Origin of the sequence: Erythrobacter sp. A6_0, assembly GCF_017744235.1 — a bacterium.
GTDB lineage: Bacteria > Pseudomonadota > Alphaproteobacteria > Sphingomonadales > Sphingomonadaceae > Qipengyuania.
The window spans coordinates 868,300-890,131 of record NZ_JAGHQR010000001.1; the positions used below are offsets into that span (position 1 = coordinate 868,300).

The following is a 21,832-nucleotide window of genomic DNA, read 5'->3' on the forward strand; positions in this document are numbered from 1 at the left end:
CTCCTTGAAAGTCAGCTGTTGTGTTGGGGTTTCCAGCGCGGCATCGGGCAATCGGCGGGGTAGTCTATCCCGTCCGGAGTAGAGATCAGCTCGATCAGCATACCCCATGGCGCACGGGCATAGACGCCGGAATTGCGCTCGCCCGCTTCAACGCCGGCTAACGGATGCGGGTCCGAAAGAAGGGTTCCGCCCGCCCGCACTAGTCGGTCGGCAGCGGCCTTCATGTTTTCGACGTAAATGGCAATGTGCTGCAACCCGAAATCGACCAGTCCCGCAGCATCGGCCTGATCGGTATTGGCGATGCGGAACATCTCGATATTCGCGGACGCGCCGATACGCACCAGCCGCATATGCTCGATCCGCGCGCCTTCGGGAATGCCGAGCTGATGCTCCACCTCGTCACCCGCCATCGGGTCCGCATCGGCGGGTAGAACATCGTAGAGCGTGCGTGCGCCGAAAGCGCGGGTGAGAAAGTCCGATGCCGCATCCATATCGGGCACGGTCACGCCGACGTGATCGATGCCGCGAATGCCGGGTGCGGCGTCGTCCGCCTGACAGGCCGGTGCAAGCTCAGTCACGTCGGACGCGCCACCTTCGACCAGGCTTTCCAAGGCTTCGTTGAACGCCTTGGTGTGCGACTGCTCCAGATGCGTCTCGAAAGCATCGCGGTTTCGGTAGCGCTCGATCATAGTCCAGCCGCGCTCGACTTCGGGCCTCTGGAACACTTCGAACCCTTCATTTCCCGCTTCTTGGCGAACAGCTGCGGCAAGTTCCGCGATGTGGCGAGCGAGCGCATCTTCGCGGCCCGGCAAGGCCGTGCATTGCGCCATGAGGATTTGGGGCATTGGCTGGTTTCCTTTGCTGTTCATCTGCACTGGCAATGGAGTTTGGCGCGCAGGTGTTCCGTTGTTCTGGCCATCGACGAACACAAAACGCATAAGTTCAGCATGGTTGAATGGAGAGCGGAATGAGCAAGCCGATCCAGTCGGTCGAGCGCGCGATGCGGATGCTGGAATTTCTCGCACGGGAACAGGGAGCCGCCCCGCTTGGCGCAATCGCCAGAGCCGCCGGGGTGCAGTCGTCCACCGCGCACAACATCCTCGCGACGCTGGTCGCGCTGGGTTACGTCCGTCGTCCCGCAACAGGATCGGAATACCGACTTGGTGGCCGCATTCTCAATCTCGCCCGGATCGCGGGCGACGACGATGCACTAAGGCGGCGCTTTAGGCCGCTGATTGAGGAGACGGCCCAGCGTTTTAATGAATCGACCTATCTGATTGTGCCAAGCGGCGACGAACTCTATTATCTCGACGGGATCGAATTACCGAACAATCCCGCCACTTACAGCCGCTTGAGCTGCCGCGAGCCGCTGTCCGGCTCGGCGATCGGCCTCGTGCTCGCTGCGTTCATGCCCGGCGTCGCGCGATCATTGGCCGCGACGGACGAGGCAGCGGATTTGAGCGAAGAGCTTCAAGCGGTGCGCCAACGCGGCTTCGCCATTGAGCAGGGGCTATACCAATCAGGCCTCAACTGCGTCGCGATCCCCCTGCGCGTGCGCGGCGAGCCGGTTGCCGGATTATGTCTGAACGGTGCGAAGCAGCGGCTACCACAAGACCGGCTAGTCAGGATTGCTAATGCAATTGCGGATATTGCGGTGTCGTCGCTTCCTGCGGAATGAGCAGATCAACTTGCGCAAACTCGATGTCGGCATCGAAATCCAGCCTGCATGATCCGAACGTCCGCTTCAGTGCTTCGCAGCGCCATTACCGGACAGTCTCTTGCCGGCCCAGGTCCGGTCCTTCCGCTACGCGCCCCAATTTCGGTCATTCCGACTTTCGCTAGGCTAACCTGGAAGCAATCGTAGCCGCGTGCTTCGGCGATATCCGCGTTTCGGAATGGCCGAGCGGCTCCTGAATGACCGCCTTGGCGGTGGGAATCGGACGTTCCTACATTAGAATGCACATTGCTCTTGTAGGACAGGGCTAACTCGCGAACACGATGACGATACACCGCTGACACTTTGAAGCTAGATGAGATGAAGGCGCAGCCGATCCGGGTCGCAGTGGTCGGCTGCGCCTTCGCCCGGCACGGCGCTATTAGCGCGGAAGGTGGGCTTCGCATGCCGGGTGAGGCCGTTTAAGTTGGCCCGAACCAAGTGTCACGCATTTCTCTGTGCGACCATACCGAACCCCTATTGGAAAGCTGCGGACTGCCGACGGCCTCTTTTACGAGGGGGCATTGCCTCCCGTTTTCAACGCTGGTTCAGGGGTTCAAGAGCCAGCCATTCTCGGCAGTTTTCACTATCGTGCCGACTAGGTTTTCGTTTCGATAAATTTTTGCTTTCTGAAGATGCTCGTTACTCGAGAGTATGCGGAACGCTTCGTGGCCATCCTCGCTTTCAAACTCGATAGACCTAGGTTCAATTGGCCCATCTTCTTCAAGTTCTAGAGTGTATGTCGGCATAGCTTCCTCCTTGCGAGGCTGCTCTCATGTTCGAGCGAACGCCATCACGCTCTAGCGAACATTTGCACCGGCCCTACCAGTATGCAGCCGTAATCTACCTTACACGGTCGCTGAGGATTTTTCGATTTGATCTTTGATAGGCGGCGCGCAAGCTATTCAGCTTATCTAGTGAACGGATCAATCGCTATCAGAACTGGTGACTTTCCTGAGCCGCTCTGCCTGGGCCTTAGCGTTTTCAATAGCATCATCCGTGCAGTCAGCTTCTGCGAGATCGTCAATTTGGTCGGCTGCTCGTTTCACCAAGCCTTTTAACGCTAGCATTTCCTGCTTTGCGTTCTTTAACTGATGGCGAAGGGCGCGCTTTTCCTCATCCATTGGGCCAATATACCAAAATTCCTCGCCCAGAAAAGTCACCAGTTCCGGGGATAGTATGGGCTCAACCGCTTGCGACCGAGTTGTCCTTCGAAAGCTGCTATTTTGCAGCGCGCTGATCTATGTCCGCGTCGATAGCTACGTGCGCCTTGGGTTGCAGGTCATCGAAGGTCTCACCCTCCCCGCGCTGTTGCACATTGATCATCGCGAGCTCTTCACCGGGAGCCCACATCCATGCGTGACTATCGTCTTTCAAGTAAACTATTCGATAACCCCGATAGGTTTGATCAGCCCTTGGCATCGGCTTTGCCTTAAAACTAACCCGTCCAACGATCCGATGTTCGCTCTAGTTCCAGTTCGCCAGTCAATGCGTGGCATAAGCCGAAGGCCTCATCTGTTGTCCCGTCGGTCCACTGGCTGAAGTGCGAAACCCCGAGCAATACAGGCATTCGATCGTGAACCCGTGCCGCATCGGTCAATACCATCGAATAGCAATCGCCTTACTCGTCACTGGATCGACAGATTCCCGCGACCGCAAATGGATCGGCGTCGGGCAGCGAAAGCCAAGTGCGGGTTTTACCGCCCTTCGGTCCTTCGGCCTCGGCCCATGCTGTGAGGGGGATTAGGCAACGCCGCTCAGCGAAGCTGTGGCGCCACATATAGCTATCCAGCTTGTTTGTGCGGGTGTTGTTGACTGGCTTCGGCTTAAGCGGTTGGCCGGTGTGCTCTTCAGGACTTGCGGGAAGCCCCATACCATTAATCAAGCCGAGCCCTCCGCAGGGACAGCACCGGGATAGCGAGATAAACCTCGCTGGAGAAGTTTGCTCCGCCAAGCTCGTTCGTGACCTTGAACCAGTCCGCGACTTCGGCAGCGTTCTTTGTCATGCGGTAAAGGTTGCACATGCTGATCTACGTGTTCCGCGCCAGGGAGAGTGTCAACTTTCAGGCATCAGCAATAGACTTTCGAATGGCCGGAATGGGTTGGTAAGCGGACCTAAGTTAGACCTTCAAGGGGTAGGCGCATCAAGAGTTCATCAAAATACATCGGACCGATTTTAATGGCGCGCGGCTCGCGTCCGTATTCCGTGAAGCCAGCGGTAGCATAGAGTTGATATGCCGCCGTGTTGTCCGCAATGACTGTTAGTAAGACTTCCTCACAACAGGTTCGTGAATGAGCGAGAACCTCTTGCAAGAGATGGTTGCCAATTCCACGGCCCCTAACTTCCGGTCGGACAAACATACCCCACAAATGGCCCTTATGGCGTAACTTTGCCTTCTCCCGCACCGCCAATCCTGCGCAGGCAACAAGTTTCGCACCTAACCATATGCCGAATACTCTTCCGTCCGCTAGCCGGTCGGCAAAAGCATCGATTTTGAGCAGAGCTTCTTCTTCAAACGAAGAGCCAAAAGACCCCGGATGCAAGTGCAAAGCTTGAAGACGGAGCTCACGGTAGTGGACCGCCTCATCCGATCTCAGCGGTCTGGCCATGAAATTATAATCCATTGTATTTTCTCCCGCGCGTCGACCAAAGGGATCGCATGAGGCGGCTGAGGTCGGCAATGAGGTCGTTAGCCGGCGGTCCGCAGCTGGGCGCAGCGCTAGCTCGTTGACAGCGTCGCCTTGGGGGTGGGAAGCGGACGTTCCTCTCGAACCAGCCGCTGCCCAAAACGTCCGGCAGTCATAGTGAGCCCTATTGCTTTGATGCAATCCGAAAGAGCCACGCAGAAGCCAGCCACAGCATGGCGAAGATACTCAAACCGATTACCTCCATTTGCGGATTTCCATCGGACACGCCGTTCGCGTCGATCAGGAGGGTTGTGCTAACGGCAATGTGCGTGACTGCCGCTGCGAGCATCGCTAAGGCCATCGGCATGGGCCGACCGGCGGCCATTAAACTGCCCAGAAGCGCTGCCGCAGGAACGGCGAAGAAATAGGCATTGTGTATCTCGTCCTCGGACCCGACCAATCCGACAGCGCCATTCACCACCACCAATCCGAATCCTGCCGCGAGCGCCGCTCCCGCGCCTGCGAGATAGGCAAAGTTGGGAGATCTTCGGGCAGCCAGATCGAAGATTGCAGCGCCGGAAAGAAGAGTGAGCCCGATGCCGACGAAGTCGCCGAAGCTCCACCCGAAGGGACCATCCGTGAGATGGACCGCGATCGGCAGGAGCATTATTCCCGCCGCTGCCGACCACGCCGCGAGCCGCCACGGTTTGCTATTCCAGTGCCCTCGCTGCGCTGAACTCTCCTGCATCGCTCATCTCCTCGCTTGCTGCCCCACCCTTTGAGCAGCGGTCGTTAGCAAGCATGAGCAAGATGTGAGCATTTGATGAAATCGGTCGGCACCATTCTACTTTTCCCGTCGAGGGGCGGTCCGGAAACCGATATAAGCTAAGAACCGCAACGTCCGCTATTGGGTCGTTAGCTGAAAGGCAGCTTGCGGTGCTCCGTCAGCCGAAAGGCGAGGGTTAGCAAACGGCCCAGTTCCTGCCTGTCCGTAAAGCGCCCTAATCCCGGTCGTTCGCTAGATCAGTTACAGATCTCGAAAGCAGACGTTTGCTAAGGTCGCTAGCGGCGGAACCAGCTAGCCTTGCGATTATCGATCGGGCGAGCTGCGCGAAGCGCTTGCGCCGCTTTTCCCCTCGGGGAGAGAGCAACAGAGTGCCGGGCTCCATATAATCGAGCAGTGTGGCCGAAGCGTCTCCTTCCGGTTCTGCGGCGCGGCCTATCTCGATCGCTTCGCATTCTTCGCTGCGCAATTGGGTGACGGCATCGAAATGATGGATCGCTGCGATGTGACCGTCCGCCAGGTTGAGCCGCACGGGGCCTCCGGCATCCGCAGGAAATAGATCGATGACTTCGCCCCGAATGGGTATCTCGCCCGGCTCGTCGATGCGATCTTCCAGACAATAGCCGAGTGCGATCGCCTATTCGCGAAAGTCGTCGGGACCGATCGGATTGCCTACGCGGATGTAAAGCGGTTCCGCATCGAACGCGTCCGATAGCGGCGCGCGGCGGCCTCTCCCGTCGTCACCACGACGAGATCGCCGTGCCTGCCATCGCACGAAAGCTGCCGCAGGCGTCGCAAGGCGGTAAGCCGGTGGCCGACATTGCCAGGCGACGGCGGCGCATCGTCTTTAGGAAGCGCATCGCTCGCGGGCAAAATCGTGAGCCGGCCTTCCTTGCGTTCACCGTCATATACCTGAAAAGAAACGCTTTTCGACCTTGTAGTCGAGAACACGGTCCACGAACGCCGCGTCCGCCTCATCGAGTGGCGGGTATGAGGACGGTGCGAATAGTTGGCCGTTGTGCCCCTTGTAGGTGATCACCGGAACGAAACCCGCTTTCGCCTCGGTCCGGGTCGAGGCAGCAATTTGCCCTACCAGTGCATCCGGCCGGGAGACGAGCTCGGCATGCGACACCAAAGCATGTCCGGCGGATCGTGATGCGACGTCGATCCAGTTACGCAATTTGGCCGTGCGCATTGCGACCGGATTGGGAAACGGCGCGTTGCTCACAGGACAAAGTTCTTCTGCGATCGGCTTACCGAACTTGGGATCGTCCCTTTCGATACCCCAGAAATCTTCGTCCCAGACGGTGCGCCATTCGGCCCGGATAAACTCGCCGAACGCAAGGGTCTTCAAGTCCGGATGCGCGTGCCACGGGGTCGCATGCAGGCTGCGCAGCCATTGATCGGCTTGTCGCGCGATAACGACGACGAAGACATCGTCGGGAATTTCGACCTCGTCCGGCACAAGCCAGTGCTTGAAACCGAATTCTTCGGTGAAGCGGAGATCCTCAAGGTTCCGCTCGAGTAGCTTTATGAGCGCGTTGGTTCCGCTGCAGCGCTGACCATAGACCTGGAAGCGCCTGAATTGTGTAAGGGCCAAGAACGTCTCCGAAATTCCTTGGCGCGCGCCTAATGCGCTTCGTCCCAGCTTTCCGCTTGATCGTTGTTGCATGGTAGCAACGCCTTCTGCGTTCGATCGTCCTTCCTTCATGACGGAACAGATCGAACTGGAACGAGGCTTGAATCTTGCGGGCGAAAATCCTTCGCTCGCCGACGCCCTACGTTCGCATATCGTGGAGGATGGCTTCCCCTGTGTCGGGGCGAAATCGGCCCTCGCGACCGGTCGGCTAAAGGTCCTGCCAGCCCGATCGCTGACCAGTGCCTGGAACGACATCGAAATTCATGAGGCCCTGCTGGAGTGGAGCGAGGATTACGAGTGCGACCCCGAAGGCTTGCGCAGCCTCGCCGTCGTGTTTTCCGGGCCCGACGAACTGGACGAAGCGGCGTTCGAAAGCGCGATGTGGGACCGGCTGAATTCGCTCGCCGCAAAGGACGAATGGCGCGGGCAAGCTTACGATCCAGATGTCAGCAGCGACCCGGCGAACCCGCATTTCTCGCTGAGCTTCGGAGGGAAAGCCTACTTCGTGGTCGGCATGCATCCCAACGCCTCGCGTTCCGCACGGCGAACGCCCCATCCCACCCTCGTCTTCAATCTGCACGATCAGTTCGAAGCTTTGCGCGCGTCGCAAAGGTACGAACGCATGCGCGAGACCATCCTGAAGCGCGACCAGGCGCTCGATGGCTCGATCAATCCGATGCTGTCGCGCCACGGCACTGCGAGCGAAGCGCGGCAATATAGCGGGCGCGTGGTCGGCGACGACTGGCAGTGTCCCTTTTCGGACCCGAGGATGGAGCCATGAAGCGTATCGCACCGCGCACCGGCACCGCGATCGAACTGTCCAAAGGGCAGGTGTTGACCGTTATCGATCCCGAAGGTGGCCAGGTCAGCGATCTCTTGACCGTATCAAGGGCGGATCCCCGCGAAATCCTCTCTAACGGGCGAACGTTCGATTACGAGGAGAGGATCATCCTGACCACCGGCGCGCGGCTGTGGTCGAACCGGTCGAACCCCATGCTCACCATCCTCGAAGATACAGCGCTGGCGCACGATTTCCTGCTGACGCCGTGTTCCGAAGACACGTTTCGGCATTTCTATCCCGACAAGCCCGTTCATCGCGGCTGCTTCGGTAATTTGGCCGAAGCGCTTAAGCCATATGGGGTTGCGCCCGACGACATTCCGACAGCCTTCAATGTCTTCATGAATGTTCCAGTCGCCGAAAACGGGGTGATATCCGTCGATCCACCGCAGTCGCAAGGCGGAACATTCACCCGGTTCCGGGCCGAGATGGATCTGGTCATCGGGCTGACGGCATGCGCGGCCTATGCCTCGAACGGCGGCACGTTCAAGCCAATCGATTACGATGTGAGCGACTGAAATGTTGCTGGATTTGCTCGAATGGTACGGCGCGATCGCGGCGGTCATCGCTGCGCTGGTCGTGGCGACGAATGTCAGCGCGCGGGTTTCGGGGTGGGCCTTCGTGCTGTTCGTCACTTCCTCGCTTGCGCTGACGGCATGGGGCTTTCTCAGCGAAGACGCCGAAGGGATCGGTTGGCAGAACATAGCTTTGCTGTTGATCAACCTATGGGGCGTCTACCGCTATCTTGGACCGCAAAAGCCTCGTGATCCCGATCATCGAAAGCAAGCGGGAGAGCCGGGATGAAGAACACCGCATTGACCACCGGTGCCGCCGCACTGATACTTGCCGTCGGACTGGCAGGACATTTCGCATCGGGCGCGATCTATTCCTCGGTGGAAGCGCGGGACATGATTTCGGCGCTCTCCAGTCCTGCATTGTACCTCGGCAGCGCGATCGCGGGGAGCGCCTCTACCACGCTGGCGCTCATGCTGACGCTGCTCGGTCTGGTCCGGCGCGCCGACGCGGAATTCGATCCGCAGATGTATCGCCAGATTTACCGCATTGCCGTGCTCGCGACGCTTCTGCTGGCTGGAGCCGTGGTGATGCTGTTGCTGATGACGATGCCGATCGGTGAATTCGACGATGTGCCGGGCCGCTGGTTCCCCATGCTGTACAACGTCCTGTACTGGATCGTGGTGGTGCTCAGCGCCGGGCTCGTCGCCATGGTCACCATGCTGTTCGGCACCGTGCGGTCTCTGATCGCGAAGCTCACACCGCACGACGATGTGTAAACGTGATCATCTCCAAACCGAAAAGAACCTCTGACATGTTCACGCAGCTCGCTCCCCCGCTTCCAGTGCACATCACCGATCGCGGCCCGGGGCTGGCCTTCGCGGTCATCGACTATGGGATCGAGCACAATCTGATCTGGGTGACCGCACTCGATGCGGGTGGCGAAATCTGGTGCGCCCCCAATCCCAAGGTCCGCCTCGCCGAGAACTGGACTGCTGGCCGGTTGAAAGATCTCCGCGCGGAAGTGGGCGTGCAAGAGCAATCGGGGGACAGGCAATGATTAAGCCCGCGCTGGCGTTCTTCGCGCATCATCAAGGGCGCGGCCATGCGAACCGCATCATGGCGATACTGGAGCACGTCCCAGAAGACCGACCGGTCATCATCATGACGGCAGCGCCGTCGCAGTTCGACGAGCGACCTCACGATGCGACCATCGTGGAGCTGCCTAACATGATTGGTGCGCCGTCGCGCAGTCCGGCCCTTCACGAGCAACCGACGCCAGAGACCCTGCATTGCGTACCGCTAGGCGTTGAGGAGATGCGCCAGCACATGGGGACGATCGCCCAGACACTGCGCGAGGCGGACCCGGCGCTTTTCGTCATCGACGTGTCGGCGGAAATCGCCCTTCTGTCGCGAATCATGAGCGTTCCCGCCGTCACTATCAGAATGCATGGCGACCGCGAGGATATCGGCCATGTCGCAGGATACGAGGCGTGCGTTGCCATGCTCGCCCCCTTCGACGAACGGATCGAACAGGATAGCTATCCCAAGCGCCTGCGCGATCGCACGTTCTATACAGGCGGTCTTTGCACCACGCGCGCACCGCTGCGCGGAAAGAGCGAGGCCCGTTCGCGATTGGGCCTTTCGGAGCAAGAGAAGGTAACGCTGGTGATCGCCGGCGGCGGCGGTTCGGGCACGCCCTACGCTCCCCCAACCGTAGCCGCGCGGGCAGAGCCCGATACGCGGTGGCTGGTGGCCGGCCCCGTTCACCGCGAGGGGCACGAAACGGATTTCGGCAATCTGCGCGAACTCGGCTGGATCGACAATCTCACCGATTATCTGTGCGCTGCTGACCGGGTCATCGCGTCGGCGGGTGACAACACGGTTCACGAGATCGCACGGGCGGGCAAGCCGTTCCTGTGCATTCCCGAATGGCGTTACTTCGACGAGCAGCAAGCAAAAGCGCGCGAGCTGCAACGCCTGGGTGCCGCCGTCTATCGCGAAACCTGGCCCGCCTCGATCCCCGAATGGCAGCGCGCGCTGGCCGAAACCGATGCGCTCGACACCTCGATTCTCGCCACGCTTCATGACGAAGACGCCGCGCGCAAGGCGGCACACTGGCTCGAAGAGCGGGCTACGCGGCTTTGGGGGGTCAGCTGAACAAGACTTCGGCACCCTGCCGCGTGTCCGCAACTTCGCATTCGGTCGGACGTCGCACGATCTCGAGCTTCTCTTCCGAACGCTTCACCAAACCGCGTCGTTCGAAATCGTCGAGCCAGTATTGCATGCACCATTCGCCCCAACGGCTGCGGAACAGGCGCGCATTGCGAATAATCGATTCGAAATGCTGCAAGGGTGGCTTGTGCACATGGTGGTGCTGGTGGAAGCAGATCGTTCCGCCCAGCCAGTACATCCGCGCGCCACTGCGTTCCAAGCGCCGGCCGAGATCGGTTTCTTCCGCGCCATAGCCGATGTAATCTTCATCCATTCCGCCCGCCGCATGCCAGATTTTCGCCGAGAGGATGAAGGCGAGGCCCCACAATTCTCCGAAATATGTGATGGGCAGAAAGGATGCGTCGTCCAGCGGTCGTTTGCTCGGATGGCGGACGCCAGTGCTCAGGAGCAATTGGAAGTCGGGTGCGCCGGTCTTCTGGTCGAGCCAATCCGTGTCGGTGCCGGGCAGGTAGCGGACCTCCGGAAGAAAAACGCCATTTGTGTCGAACGCATGCCCCTCGGCAGCGCGGCGAACGAAATCCGGATCGGGAATGCAGTCCACATCGAGGAAGGCGAGCACGTCCCCTGCAGCCATCTCCGCCGCCCGATTTCGCGCCGCGGCAAGCGGCATGGGTTCGCCTGGCACCTGTACGTAGCGGACGGGGAACATGCCCGTTGTCTCTATCTGTGGTGCATCGTCCTGCATGTAGGCGATCACCAGCTCATCGGGCGGAAAGGTCTGCGTTTCCAAGCCCGCGACCAGATGGTCGAGGTGTTGCTGCCGACCTCGCACCAGTGTGAGCACCGACACCGATCGGTAGGAAGTCACCAACTGCCTTGCGCCTGGAAATACCTGACACCTTCCAGCACACCCGCCGCATAGCATCCCTCTGCCCGATAGGCGTGGGAAAGAGACGGATCCTGCGCCAAACCGTCGCTGGCATTTCCTACCACGATCGGAAACGGACAGGCGCGCAGCATCGTCAGATCGTTGCCGCTGTCACCTGCGACCACCACGCGCGACTGCGTCAGCGAAAGCTTGTCGGCCACATGGCCAACGGCCGGCCCTTTGCCCGTGCCTTCGGCAAGGATGTCAAGATAGCGCCCGTGACTGGCGACGATCTCCACTTTGAGGCCCCTTGCGCGCAGCGCGGTACGAAGGACGTCCGGATCGCGATCGTCCACGAAGTAACTTGCCTTGCCCTGATGCTGTTCCAGCAGAGCCTGGGGTCGAAGCTTCAGGCTCGCAGCAACATCTCTTGTGCGTTTGTCATCCCAAGCGTTCTCCACGCGGCGTCGCCAGTCGGCGTCTTCCACGAACCGGCGTTCGTCGCGATCGTACCAGTGGATGCGCGTTCCGACGCTGCTGATGATGACATCCGGTGTCGGGACACCTTCTGCCGCCAGGATCGCCTGAGCGCTATGGAAACTGCGGCCCGTGGCAATGCCGAGAGCGATTTGGCCAGCATGTTCGGCCTGCCAGCTCAGGAATTCATGCAATGCCGCATGATCGCCGAGCAACGTATTGTCGATATCGCAAATCAGAATCCGGTCCCATTTCGGGGCCTTGGGAAGCGGTCCGGTCAATTCCTTCAACAACCGGTGATACTGTTCGCGATGCGCGCTCCAGTCATAGGCGGCAATCGCTTGCCCGCCAGCCGTCGCATAGCGGACCCATTTGCGCCTGTCGGTGACGATGTTTCGGCAAGCGGTGGCAATGGCCAGCGGATCGCGCGGACAGACCAGCTCACCATTGTTGCAGCGTTCCACGATATCGTTAGGGCCGCCGCTGTCCGTAGCGACCACCGGCAGACGGGACGCTGCCGCTTCGAGCAGGGTCAGGCCGAACGGTTCGTTCAGTGCCGGGTTTACGAACACCCCGCCACTCTCGCGCGCTACGGCGTAATAAGCTGGAATGTCTGCGGGATCGTGGTTTTTTGGATAGGCGACCTTCCCGTAAAGGTCATACCGATCGATCGCCTCTATCAGCTCCTGCATGACCTCGCGGCATTCGGTCTCCAGATCGCCAAGCAGCGACCGGCAGCCAGCCACGATCACGAGATTTGCAGCGTCCTGCAAGGCCGTGTCGGTGGCATAGGCTTCCACCAGCCCGAGAAGGTTTTTCTTCCTGACCGGTCGGGCGATGGCGAGCAATATGGGTTTGGCTGGGTCGCGCAGGAATTGCGCCAGATCGGCACGAACCTTTTCGCTCGGCTGCGCGCTTTCGAACCGATGGAGATCGCAGCCCGGCGGAATGACGCGGATGCGCCCTGCTTCGATCGAAGCATAATGCGCGTATTGCGCCTCCGCCTCGTCGCGCGAGCTGGCGATGACGGCATCGGCCATATCGAGCGATCTTTCCTCGACACCGATGCGTGTCCGCAGGCTTTCATCCACGCTGCCATTTATGTCGCCCTTTACGGCGCCAAGCGAGTGGCCCGTAAAGATGTAAGGTATGCCAAGCTGCTCCTTCGCATGGCGAGCAAGAATGCCCGCATCCGCATAATGGGCATGTATGATATCTGGCAGGCGATCGAGATCGTGCAGATATTCGAGGAAGGCCGCGCACAGTTCTTCGTGCCGTTCGTGCAAAGCTTCTTTCGGCAGATATGACGGATCACCGTCATCGAGCCTGACAAGGCTGATTTTCCCTCTGGCTTCGGCACATTGGGCCTCGAACCGCATCCCCAGCTTCGAATCCATGAAGCCGCGGGTCACGATGTCGATCCGCTCGATTTCCGGGTCACGCGCACTCGCGCAGGCCAGTTCCAGCAGATAGGTAATATGGCCACCGGTGTCGGCGTTGATGCCGTATGGCACGTCCGACAAAGTCAGGCAGCCTTGCAGGGCAATATGGCAAACAAACATCGACGGGCTCCCGGTGTGCGGGTACCGATGCGCAGAACCTTTCCAAGTTCCTGACAAACAAGGTGATAAATGTTGCTCACATGCGTATAGCCCATGTCGCGCCGGTCATTCACCCTGTCCCGCCGAGCACTTACGGGGGGACCGAGCGAGTGATTGCGGACCTCGCCACGGCGCAGACAAGGGACGGGCACGATGTCACTCTGTTCGGTCCGGCGGACTCGACGCTCCCTGACGTCAGGCAAATCGGGCACTACCGATCCCTCGCCTGGCATGAACGACAGGCTGGTGATGCCCCACCGGGTCTGCCTGCGGTTCTGGAAGCCCAATTGCTGCACGATCTGCTGGCGTTCGGCGGCGAACACGATGTTATCCATCTGCACGGTTCGGCCCATGCAAGTGGTGTCGCGAAAACGCTCGGCATTCCGGTTTTTCGCACCATCCACTGGCGCGCCGACGAGGCGGATCATACTGAGCATTTCCGGGCCTTCCTGCGGGAACGGATCATCGCGATCTCGCAGTCGCAGGCAGGGGCAGTGCCGGCCGCAAACCTTGCAGGGGTGGTGCATCATGGAATGCCTGCCGATCGGTATTCCCCGGATCGAGGGGGCGGCGGATACTTGGCCTTCCTCGGCCGTATGACCGATCAGAAACGCCCCGACAGGGCGATCGAGCTGGCGCGGGCTACCGGGCGGATGCTCAAGCTCGCAGGGCCGATCGATCCGGGCAATCCCGGTTATTTCGACTCAATCGTCCGGCCCGCCCTAGATGGGCGCGTGAAGTTTATCGGCAGCATCGACGATACGGGCAAACAGGACCTGCTGGGCAATGCGGCGGCACTGGTCTTCCCCATCGACTGGCCCGAACCCTTCGGTCTCGTCATGATCGAGGCGATGGCATGCGGCACACCGGTGATCGCGTGGCGACGTGGCAGCGTGGCCGAAGTCGTCGAGGACGGAATCACCGGCATCATCGTCGACAGCATGGGCGAGGCAGTCGAGAGGATGGACGAGGTTTTTAAGCTGGACCGGACTGCGATCCGCCGTAATTTCGAACGGCGTTTCTCGGCCGAACGGATGTCGCGCCAAACGCTGGCCATTTATCGCAAGGCCTGTTCGTCCCTGTCCTCGAAGGAATCGAGTGCCAGCGCGCCTTCGCCGTAGAGGTAATCCCCCTCGAACTCGCCGAGCCGCTTCAATTCGGCTTCGTCAAGAATTTCGATACGGCCCTCACCGCGCAATTCCAGAACGCCGCGTTCCTTCAGGACGCGGAAACTGCGATTGGCATGCACCGAGGTGATGCCGCAGGCCTCCGCATAATCGCGCTGGAGCAGGGAAACGGGCAAGGTTCGACCATCATACAGCCCGACGAATTTGTGCCGTTCGATGATTTCCGAAATGAGGTGGGCGATCCGCCCTTCCGCATTGAGCCTGCCCAGCCGAAAGATCCATTCGCGATGCATGGCCGCATCGAGCAGGGTGGAAAACCATAGCGCGCGCGCCAGATGTACGGAGCGATCAACCAGGTCGGCGATGGCTGAATGCGGCACTTCCGCCAAGTGGACGCGCCCGAGCGCCGATGTGCTGTGATCGAGCCGCTTCATGGGGAAGCCGTGCAGATCGACGAAATCGCCCGGAATGTTCACCCCCACCAATTGCCGCTCGCCATTTCGATCGTCGAGGCTACGCAGCACCACACCTTCTATGATGTAGTAGGAATGCTCTACTCGATCACCCCGCCGGACCAAGGTCTGGCGCGGCTCGAGCCAAAGGGTGCGGTCGACCGCGTCTTCCAGCCACGTCTTCTCTTTCGCGGAAAGCTCGTGCCGAAGGCGGCCTTTCAAGAACAATTCGGTGCGCAGGATAGACTTCCCAGAACGTGTTTGACGGCTCAACTAGTTTAGCTCGATTGCGCGTTCAAGCCTCAGCCCGTGCTTCTTTGGCCAGCGCATGGCGATCTTTCCCACTACCGACGCTTGCGTCGTCACGGGCGTCTTCGTGAAGATCTGCCGCAGTTTAAATATCACGCGTTAATGCTCTCACGTTTGCGGCTTTTCCAAGGAAGTGCAGCGGATAGCGAGTGTCCTTCCCCCTTTGTGCTTTTTGGCCGAGCAGCACTACCGATGCGGACTTGATGCGATATCGCATTTCGCGTTGTTGCTGGGATACCAATTCGACGCAGCGTTCAGCCCTGCGTTCAAAAGAGCGATTGGCGTTTCCCCCCGAACCTATCACGACGCCGAACGAGGTTAGGATATGGCGATATGGCCATCGTCGTTTCGCGCTAGTCGGCGGAGATGCGATTGTTGAATTATGGCTATCCGAGGAGGGCATTGGTCCGATTTGGAAGATGCGAGAATGGGATGGCTAACAAGTGGTCTGGCCGAAGAAGGATATTCTATTTGCACTTGAAAAAGCAGCAAAGAGGAAACCAGCGCCACCCATTTTTCTGGGGAAAGATCAACGGGCGACCGCGTATGAGAATTCCGTCAAATCGTAGCAAAGGAGGAAATCAGTTTCATCTGGGGAATGTCGGCTGACTGTCATCTGCGGCCCAAAGGCGACTGTCAGCAAACGGCCCAATACCCGTCACCGAGCCGCATTTGGAGCTAGTAGAGCTTCGTGATACTTTCACCTGATGCGCATGACCGTCTGTCTCTTACTCGCCCTTGGTCTAATCTCCCCTGCCCAAGCGGAAGACGGGCGAAGCGCTTCGCTCAAGGAACTGCGTGCTGGCGATGCTATGGCGCTGGCCGACCAACTTTTGCCTTCCGAGATGCGCGGCGATGCCGTGAGCGGCATCGTGCGGCGCGAACATCACCTCCCCGGACAGGCCTACGATGCAATCTACACTGGCAGCATCCGACCAGGCGACGGACAGACCTGCGTCCGATCCGAATACCGTGTAGTCTTGCATGACGAAACGGCAGAACCCAACGCCGAACGCGCCGATCCCAACGTTCGCCTGCCCGTAACGAAGACAGCTCGTAGTGAAAAAGTCGCTCTGGCAAATCCTGGTAGCTCCACCGGCTGCGTGGCCGCGACCGGTTTCGTTCGCAAAGACGGGCAATATGCAGAATTGCAGGTCTACGCCTTGCGCACCTTGGCCGATATGATCGCCGGCGCCCAAGCGGGACGGATCAACGACGAGCAGGTCGATTGCCGCACACTAATTGCCGCACACTAGGCGAGCCGTGCGACGGTGTGGCTGAGCTCGCCAAGCTTAACCTGCACAGTCTATCCGCGGTGCGGATTACCAGTGGGCGTAAGTGCTGTGAGCCCTTAGATGGCCGTTCGAGGATTTGCTCTGCCGAGCCCATACAGGTCGGCGATACCTTCGATATCGAAGCCACAGTCCTGGCCGGTTCTTTACAGATCTGGAAAGCCAGTTGGACTGCGGAGATTGGAAAGCCGCTATCGCTGAGCCTGCGGAAGTCGATGATTCCGGTTTTCTAAGGCAGGGTGAGAAATCCGAAGCAGATCCGCGCGGAACCAATTTCCATATTCAAGGGAAGCTTTCAATTTTGTGCCAAGTCCGTTTTCGCAGGAACCACATATAAAGTGCTTCCAAACATTCAGTTGCTTGAATTTCGAAGGCTTAGCGTAATTTGGCGACGATCTCGGAACGAGGCCGGAGTTTGTATTGCGGAACTTCACGGTTGAAGACTGGCAGCGATTGCCCGTTCGGAAGAAAGAAGCGACCATCGAGTAGATTGCCATCCCTTGCGGTATAGATCGCGCAGACTTCGATATCTTTCCTCTTAGCGCCAGCTACATAAGCCACAAGGGTGCTTTTTTCTAATCTACTCAACGACTCAAATGGGCGATTTGAAAAAAGTCGCGCTGCCTCAGAACCAGAATTGCTGCATTTAGCGTGGCCAATTTTTCGTTCGATTCTAATTGTTTCCAACCAAACACCTTCGCCCACTTGCGAAAGGTTGAACAATCGGTTGTTCTGAGGCTGATCGAACCCGGCGCTTGGACCGAAAACGGGATATTCGGTAAAGTCGGACCCAAATTCATCGCCGAATCCACGATAGGACGAAACCCACAATTCATTCCCTCGCAGGGCGACTAGAACGGTGTTCTGTTTCCCCCCGGGACTTGCGGCGATCAGTGAGTCAATATCGTCGCCGCCAGAACTCCAATTCTGGACCGGTCCATCGGATCGAGCGACGCGCAAAACGTTCTTATCAATCGCGTTCTGTAGCTTTTGATCGCTTTCTGCTTGCGCGATGAGTTCCCGATAGTTTGATGCGTCGGCGTAATCATCAACCACGACCGGCCCGTAGGCACAGGCCGATATCATCAGAGCGGCAATCGTCAAAACTGCCGATCGCCTTGGTGGAAATTTCCGAATTGCTGACATTCAGGCCCTTTTCCAGCTGCGAAGGACCCATGGGCCCTCACAAAGCCTATCGGATAATCCCACTAAAGTCTGGAAGAAAGAGTTTTCTCTTAGAGTTGGCGTCCACTGCAAGAACCTAAGCCAACCCACGTGACGGGGCAATTCATCGAGCCGCTTATGATGTCCACATCGGGGGGTCAGCGGATTTCCGCTTTTCGCGCTCAGAGCGCTTTGAGAAGACAACTTCAGACGATCGCGTAGCAATTGGTCGGTGGGATGAGGGAAGCCGGGCCTTGGCATTGCCACAGCCTTCTTTCAGCGGTCGATCACAGGCGTTGCATGCGAGAAAAAGCCACGATAAAAGGCGCCGGTGATGGTGCTACAAGGTGCTACAAAAGACGATTGGCAGTCGCCTTTTTTGTCTTGTAAGCCATTGATTTTTCAAGTTCGCTCTCTTAAGCGACCCTTCCCGTAGGGGTCACCACCCACTCCCAAATCCTCACACCCGCCACACAAGGTTCGCAACCTGCTGGATCGCGAGCACCAGGAACAGGAGCGCCGAAGCCGCCAGCGTGGCATTCGCCAGCCAGCCATTGCGCGCCGCGGCGGGGACGCGATCCGAATTGTTGAGGATCAGGAGCGTGATGGCCAGAAACGGCATGAACAGCGCGCCGAACGCACCGTAGACGATCACCAGCAGAAACGGGCGGTCGGCGAACAGCAGCAGCATGGGCGGGAAGGTCAGCCAGGCGAGATAGAAGCGGTAAGCCCCGCTGCCTTCGCGGCCTCCTTCATCGCTGCCGCCCTCATCGCTCGCAGCGGCGCATTTGAGCTGATACCACCAGTCGGAGAAAAACAGGCTCATCCCCTGCCACACGCCCAATAGCGAGGACAGCGATGTGGCCGCGAAACCGAGCAGGAACAGGACCGCCACGATCGTGCCGAACCGCTCTGACAGCACCTCGGACAAGCCGAGCAGGCCGCGATCGCTGTCTTCCAGCGCTATTCCGGCGGAATACAGCAATTCCGCGCCCACGATCAGCATGGCCACGACGAACAGGCCGGTGACGATATAGGCGAGCGCGTTATCGGTCCGCATCATCGGCACCCATGGAAGGCCGCGCCAGCCCTTGGCCTGCGTCCAATACCCATAGGCCGCCGTGGTGATCGTGCCACCGACTCCGCCGATCAGGCCGAGCGTATAGAAGAGCGAGCCTTCGGGCAGATCGAATGTCAGGCCCGCGGCCATATCGCCAAGGTTCGGTGCGACCAGGATCGCCAGCCCGACCATGATGACGAACATGAAGCCGACCAGCCACTTCATCACGATCTCGAAGGTCTCGTACCGATTGAAGAACACGAAGATGAAGCCGAACAGCCCTGCTGCGATCGCCCACGCGCGCAAGGGTATGGCGGGAAAGAGCGCGGCAAGCGGCAGGGCCGTCGCGCTCATCGCCGTCGCTCCGTAGATGAAGCCCCAGATGATGACGTAGATCCCGAAATACCACGCCGTCCACCGACCCAGCGATCGCCAGCCTGCGAGAATGGTGGACCCGGTGGCGAGGTGGAAGCGCGCCGCGCCTTCCGACAAAGCGATCTTGACCACGCAGCCGAGGATCGCCGCCCACAGCAGCGCATAGCCGAAGCGGGATCCCGCAATCAGCGTCGCGACCAGATCGCCCGCGCCCACACCGGTTGCGGCCACCACGATGCCGGGGCCGATATGGCGCCACATCCTCGCCCGCTCGGGCGGCGGATCGGTTAGATCGCCATCTTTCATTTATCATCCCCCGAACGGCCTGACCCGTCCGATAGCGCAAGCCAGCGCCAGGGGACAATGCATCGTCGGCAGCCTGCTTCCATCCGGGCTGTCATGGCGAGGCTGGTCAGGCGGGCACCGGCTCGCTAGAGGCCCGCGTGTATGGGCGATCGCAGCAGCTTCCCCTGGCCCGCAGCCGGCCTCGCTTTGGCAGCGGGTATCGTCATGATCGTAAGCGGAGCCGGCGTCGCGCTCGCTTTCGCCGTCACTCTCCTGTGGATGGGCACGCTGTGGATGGTCGGCTCCCCCGCCCCGCCGCCCAGCGCCGGTGTGGAGCAGGAGGCGATGTCCGCCGAACGGATGGGGGAATTGTTCGAATTTTCCGATTCGCCGATCATCGTGACCCGGCGCAACCGCGTCGCCGTGGCGAACCGCGCCGCGCGCAAACTGCTCGGCCCGCACATTATCGAACAGGATGTGCGGATGGCCCTGCGCCAGCCCGAAGCGATCTCCCTGATCGATCGCGATACGGACGGTTTCGCCGTCATCCGTGGGCTCGCGCGGCGGCAGGATATCTGGCGGATCAATCGCAAGACGCTCGAAGGCGGGATGGCGGTCATCGAATTCGTCAACCGCACTGCCGAGGCCGATACGGCGCGCGCGCACACCGATTTCGTCGCCAATGCCAGCCACGAATTGCGCACGCCGCTGGCCTCGATCCTCGGCTATGTCGAAACCTTGCAGGACGATGCCGACGATCTCGATCCCGCGATGGCGAAACGCTTCCTCGGCACGATCGAGCGCGAGGGACGGCGGCTGCAGGATCTGGTCAGCGACCTGATGTCCTTATCGCGTATCGAGGCGGAAAAGGACGATCTCCCTTCCGACCCTATCGACTTCACCGCTCTGGTGCGGCGTGCGGCACTGGATGCAGCCGGACCTGAACGAACGGCGCGACTGGCCATAGAGACAGAAACGGATTTCACTGTTTGCGGCGATGTCCAGCAGCTAGAACAATTGGTGCGAAACCTCGTCGATAATGCGCTGAAATACGGTGGCGAGGATACACCGGTTTCGATCCATCTGCAGCCGCAGGGTTCCAAACGCGTGCGCCTGACCGTTGCCGATCAGGGGGAAGGCATTGCACCGGAACACATCCCGCATCTCACGCGCCGGTTCTATCGCACCGATCCGGGCCGCAGCCGCGCTTCGGGAGGGACCGGCCTGGGGCTGGCGATCGTCAAACATATCGTGGAACGCCATCGCGGAAGGCTCGACATAGAGAGCACTCTGGGCGAAGGGACACGGGTTGCGGTGCTGCTGCCGATCGAAAACGAAGCCGAAGATGAAGCGTGAGCCACGCGGTATCAAAGGCTTGCTCGGTCAGGGCTCCGATGAAGTCACGCGGTTGTCGCAATCCTGTAACACAATTTCGCTCTTGGACCGGCACGATACTCCCTGAAGGAACTCGAATCATGATCAAGAGCAGCCGCCTGGCGTTTGCCGCCCTTTCCGTTCTCGCCCTTTCCGCCTGCGGTGATGCCGCAGGGGGCGGCGGATCGCGCGAATCGATCCGTGCGGTCGGTTCGTCCACCGTCTTCCCCTTCGCCAAGCTGGTTTCGGAAAGCTTCGTGCGTTCCAACCCAGAATACCCCTCGCCCATCATCGAGGCGACCGGCAGCGGCGGCGGCATCCAGCTGTTCTGCAGCGGCGTCGGCGCGGACAAGCCGGACATGGCCAACGCTTCGCGCCGCATGAAAGCGAGCGAGTTCGAGACCTGCCAGCAGAACGGCGTGACCGAGATCACCGAATTGCAGGTCGGCCTGGATGGGATCGCCTTCGCTTCGGCTCAGGGCGGGATCACGATGAACCTGACGCCCAAGATCGTGTACGAAGCGCTCGCCGCGAACCCCTATGGCGAAGAGCAGACCAATCGCACCTGGTCCGACGTCGATCCCTCGCTCCCGAACGAGCCGATCCTGGTCTACGGTCCGCCATCCACCTCGGGTACGCGCGACGCGCTGGCCGAGCTAGTGCTCGAAGTCGGCTGTGACACCAATCCGGAAATGGAAGCGCTCAAGGACAGCGACGAGGACCAGCATGCGCGCATCTGCACCGAAGTGCGTTCCGACGGCGCCTATGTCGATCAGGGCGAGCAGGACAATCTGATCGTCCAGAAGATCGAGAACAATCCGCGCGCCGTGGGCGTTTTCGGCTACAGCTATCTGGAAGAAAACGCCGACAAGGTGCAGGGCCTGTCGATGAACGGGGTCGAACCGACCTACGAAAACATCTCCAGCTTCGCCTATCCCGGTGCCCGTCCGCTCTATGTCTATGTCAAGAACGCCCATCTCGATGCCATTCCGGGCCTGCGCGCCTATCTGGCCGAATGGGGCAAAATGTGGTCGCGTGGCGGACCGCTTGCCGATATCGGGCTGGTCGCTTCGCCGGATGACGTGATGGCGCGCAACACGCAGGCGCTGACGCAATTCCCGACCCTGACCGCCGCAGACTTCCAGTAAGTCCTCGGC

General features: G+C 59.8%; 24 protein-coding genes. 11 read left to right on the forward strand and 13 right to left on the reverse strand.

Translation table 11 applies throughout. From position 1 onward, the window contains the following. Positions 1-11: 11 nt before the first annotated feature. Complete coding sequence (locus J7347_RS04355; protein WP_209160961.1) at positions 12-845, reverse strand: antibiotic biosynthesis monooxygenase; 834 nt, start codon at positions 843-845, stop codon at positions 12-14. A 122-nt stretch (positions 846-967) separates the two neighbouring features. Here J7347_RS04355 and J7347_RS04360 point away from each other — a divergent pair, with 122 nt between their 5' ends. Beyond that, entirely contained in the window at positions 968-1,678 is a 711-nt protein-coding gene (locus J7347_RS04360; RefSeq protein WP_209160962.1) for an IclR family transcriptional regulator, read from the forward strand. Between the two features lie 584 nt (positions 1,679-2,262). On the opposite strand, the gene J7347_RS04365 is transcribed toward J7347_RS04360, so the two are convergent. The 7 genes from J7347_RS04365 to J7347_RS04390 all read right to left on the reverse strand — a co-directional run bounded on the left by J7347_RS04365 (position 2,263) and on the right by J7347_RS04390 (position 6,837). Then, a complete protein-coding gene (locus J7347_RS04365; RefSeq protein ID WP_209160963.1) occupies positions 2,263-2,463 on the reverse strand; it encodes a hypothetical protein in 201 nt (66 codons plus the stop codon). A gap of 177 nt (positions 2,464-2,640) precedes the next feature. After that, the gene (locus J7347_RS04370; RefSeq protein ID WP_209160964.1) at positions 2,641-2,877 is read right to left on the reverse strand and encodes a hypothetical protein; all 237 of its coding nucleotides are present in this window, start codon (positions 2,875-2,877) and stop codon (positions 2,641-2,643) included. A 458-nt stretch (positions 2,878-3,335) separates the two neighbouring features. Further along, positions 3,336-3,587 carry an SOS response-associated peptidase family protein gene (locus J7347_RS13470; RefSeq protein WP_348521576.1) on the reverse strand — a complete coding sequence of 84 codons (252 nt, stop codon included), beginning with the start codon at positions 3,585-3,587 and terminating at the stop codon, positions 3,336-3,338. A gap of 242 nt (positions 3,588-3,829) precedes the next feature. Beyond that, entirely contained in the window at positions 3,830-4,339 is a 510-nt protein-coding gene (locus tag J7347_RS04375; protein ID WP_209160965.1) for a GNAT family N-acetyltransferase, read from the reverse strand. A 187-nt stretch (positions 4,340-4,526) separates the two neighbouring features. Continuing rightward, entirely contained in the window at positions 4,527-5,009 is a 483-nt protein-coding gene (locus J7347_RS04380; RefSeq protein WP_209160966.1) for a hypothetical protein, read from the reverse strand. A gap of 334 nt (positions 5,010-5,343) precedes the next feature. Beyond that, positions 5,344-5,760: a hypothetical protein gene (locus J7347_RS04385; RefSeq protein WP_209161247.1), complete on the reverse strand. Its 417-nt coding sequence runs from the start codon at positions 5,758-5,760 to the stop codon at positions 5,344-5,346. A 270-nt stretch (positions 5,761-6,030) separates the two neighbouring features. Continuing rightward, entirely contained in the window at positions 6,031-6,837 is an 807-nt protein-coding gene (locus tag J7347_RS04390; RefSeq protein ID WP_209160967.1) for a hypothetical protein, read from the reverse strand. Here J7347_RS04390 and gntA point away from each other — a divergent pair. Genes gntA through J7347_RS04420 form a run of 6 tightly spaced genes read left to right on the forward strand, consistent with a single transcriptional unit; the run spans position 6,836 to position 10,276 of the window. Continuing rightward, positions 6,836-7,546, forward strand: a complete 711-nt coding sequence (gntA, locus tag J7347_RS04395; protein WP_209160968.1) for a guanitoxin biosynthesis heme-dependent pre-guanitoxin N-hydroxylase GntA — start codon at positions 6,836-6,838, stop codon at positions 7,544-7,546. The two genes, J7347_RS04390 and gntA, sit on opposite strands and share 2 nt — an antisense overlap. Next, positions 7,543-8,121, forward strand: coding sequence for an urea carboxylase-associated family protein (locus J7347_RS04400; RefSeq protein ID WP_209160969.1), 579 nt, complete (start codon positions 7,543-7,545; stop codon positions 8,119-8,121). The genes gntA and J7347_RS04400 overlap by 4 nt, the downstream gene beginning before the upstream one ends. Before the next feature lies 1 nt (position 8,122). After that, complete coding sequence (locus J7347_RS04405; RefSeq protein ID WP_067681617.1) at positions 8,123-8,407, forward strand: hypothetical protein; 285 nt, start codon at positions 8,123-8,125, stop codon at positions 8,405-8,407. Further along, complete coding sequence (locus J7347_RS04410) at positions 8,404-8,895, forward strand: hypothetical protein (RefSeq protein WP_067681620.1); 492 nt, start codon at positions 8,404-8,406, stop codon at positions 8,893-8,895. Before J7347_RS04405 ends, J7347_RS04410 begins: the two co-directional genes overlap by 4 nt. 35 nt (positions 8,896-8,930) lie before the next feature. Next, positions 8,931-9,176: a hypothetical protein gene (locus J7347_RS04415; protein WP_067681623.1), complete on the forward strand. Its 246-nt coding sequence runs from the start codon at positions 8,931-8,933 to the stop codon at positions 9,174-9,176. Continuing rightward, positions 9,173-10,276, forward strand: coding sequence for a glycosyltransferase (locus tag J7347_RS04420; RefSeq protein WP_209160970.1), 1,104 nt, complete (start codon positions 9,173-9,175; stop codon positions 10,274-10,276). The genes J7347_RS04415 and J7347_RS04420 overlap by 4 nt, the downstream gene beginning before the upstream one ends. Here J7347_RS04420 and J7347_RS04425 read toward each other — a convergent pair. Together J7347_RS04425 and J7347_RS04430 are read right to left on the reverse strand one after the other, a co-directional pair. Next, entirely contained in the window at positions 10,269-11,216 is a 948-nt protein-coding gene (locus tag J7347_RS04425; RefSeq protein WP_209160971.1) for a glycosyltransferase, read from the reverse strand. The genes J7347_RS04420 and J7347_RS04425 overlap by 8 nt on opposite strands. Further along, positions 11,156-13,198, reverse strand: coding sequence for an HAD-IIB family hydrolase (locus tag J7347_RS04430; protein ID WP_067681626.1), 2,043 nt, complete (start codon positions 13,196-13,198; stop codon positions 11,156-11,158). Before J7347_RS04430 ends, J7347_RS04425 begins: the two co-directional genes overlap by 61 nt. 80 nt (positions 13,199-13,278) lie before the next feature. On the opposite strand from J7347_RS04430, the gene J7347_RS04435 reads away from it, so the two are divergent. Then, entirely contained in the window at positions 13,279-14,358 is a 1,080-nt protein-coding gene (locus tag J7347_RS04435; protein ID WP_209160972.1) for a glycosyltransferase family 4 protein, read from the forward strand. Here J7347_RS04435 and J7347_RS04440 read toward each other — a convergent pair. Beyond that, positions 14,295-15,038, reverse strand: a complete 744-nt coding sequence (locus tag J7347_RS04440) for a Crp/Fnr family transcriptional regulator (protein WP_209160973.1) — start codon at positions 15,036-15,038, stop codon at positions 14,295-14,297. The two genes, J7347_RS04435 and J7347_RS04440, sit on opposite strands and share 64 nt — an antisense overlap. 899 nt (positions 15,039-15,937) lie before the next feature. Here J7347_RS04440 and J7347_RS04445 point away from each other — a divergent pair. Continuing rightward, entirely contained in the window at positions 15,938-16,381 is a 444-nt protein-coding gene (locus J7347_RS04445) for a hypothetical protein (RefSeq protein WP_209160974.1), read from the forward strand. Positions 16,382-16,792: 411 nt separating this feature from the next. On the opposite strand, the gene J7347_RS04450 is transcribed toward J7347_RS04445, so the two are convergent. Then, positions 16,793-17,521 (reverse strand): hypothetical protein, encoded by a 729-nt coding sequence (locus tag J7347_RS04450; protein WP_209160975.1) that lies wholly within the window; start codon positions 17,519-17,521, stop codon positions 16,793-16,795. Positions 17,522-18,041: 520 nt separating this feature from the next. After that, positions 18,042-19,322, reverse strand: coding sequence for an Nramp family divalent metal transporter (locus J7347_RS04455; protein ID WP_209160976.1), 1,281 nt, complete (start codon positions 19,320-19,322; stop codon positions 18,042-18,044). A gap of 141 nt (positions 19,323-19,463) precedes the next feature. Between J7347_RS04455 and J7347_RS04460 the strand changes: the two genes are divergently transcribed. Both J7347_RS04460 and J7347_RS04465 read left to right on the forward strand, forming a co-directional pair. After that, positions 19,464-20,657, forward strand: a complete 1,194-nt coding sequence (locus J7347_RS04460) for an ATP-binding protein (RefSeq protein ID WP_209160977.1) — start codon at positions 19,464-19,466, stop codon at positions 20,655-20,657. A gap of 119 nt (positions 20,658-20,776) precedes the next feature. Then, the gene (locus J7347_RS04465) at positions 20,777-21,823 is read left to right on the forward strand and encodes a substrate-binding domain-containing protein (RefSeq protein ID WP_067683411.1); all 1,047 of its coding nucleotides are present in this window, start codon (positions 20,777-20,779) and stop codon (positions 21,821-21,823) included. The last annotated feature ends 9 nt before the right edge of the window (positions 21,824-21,832 follow it).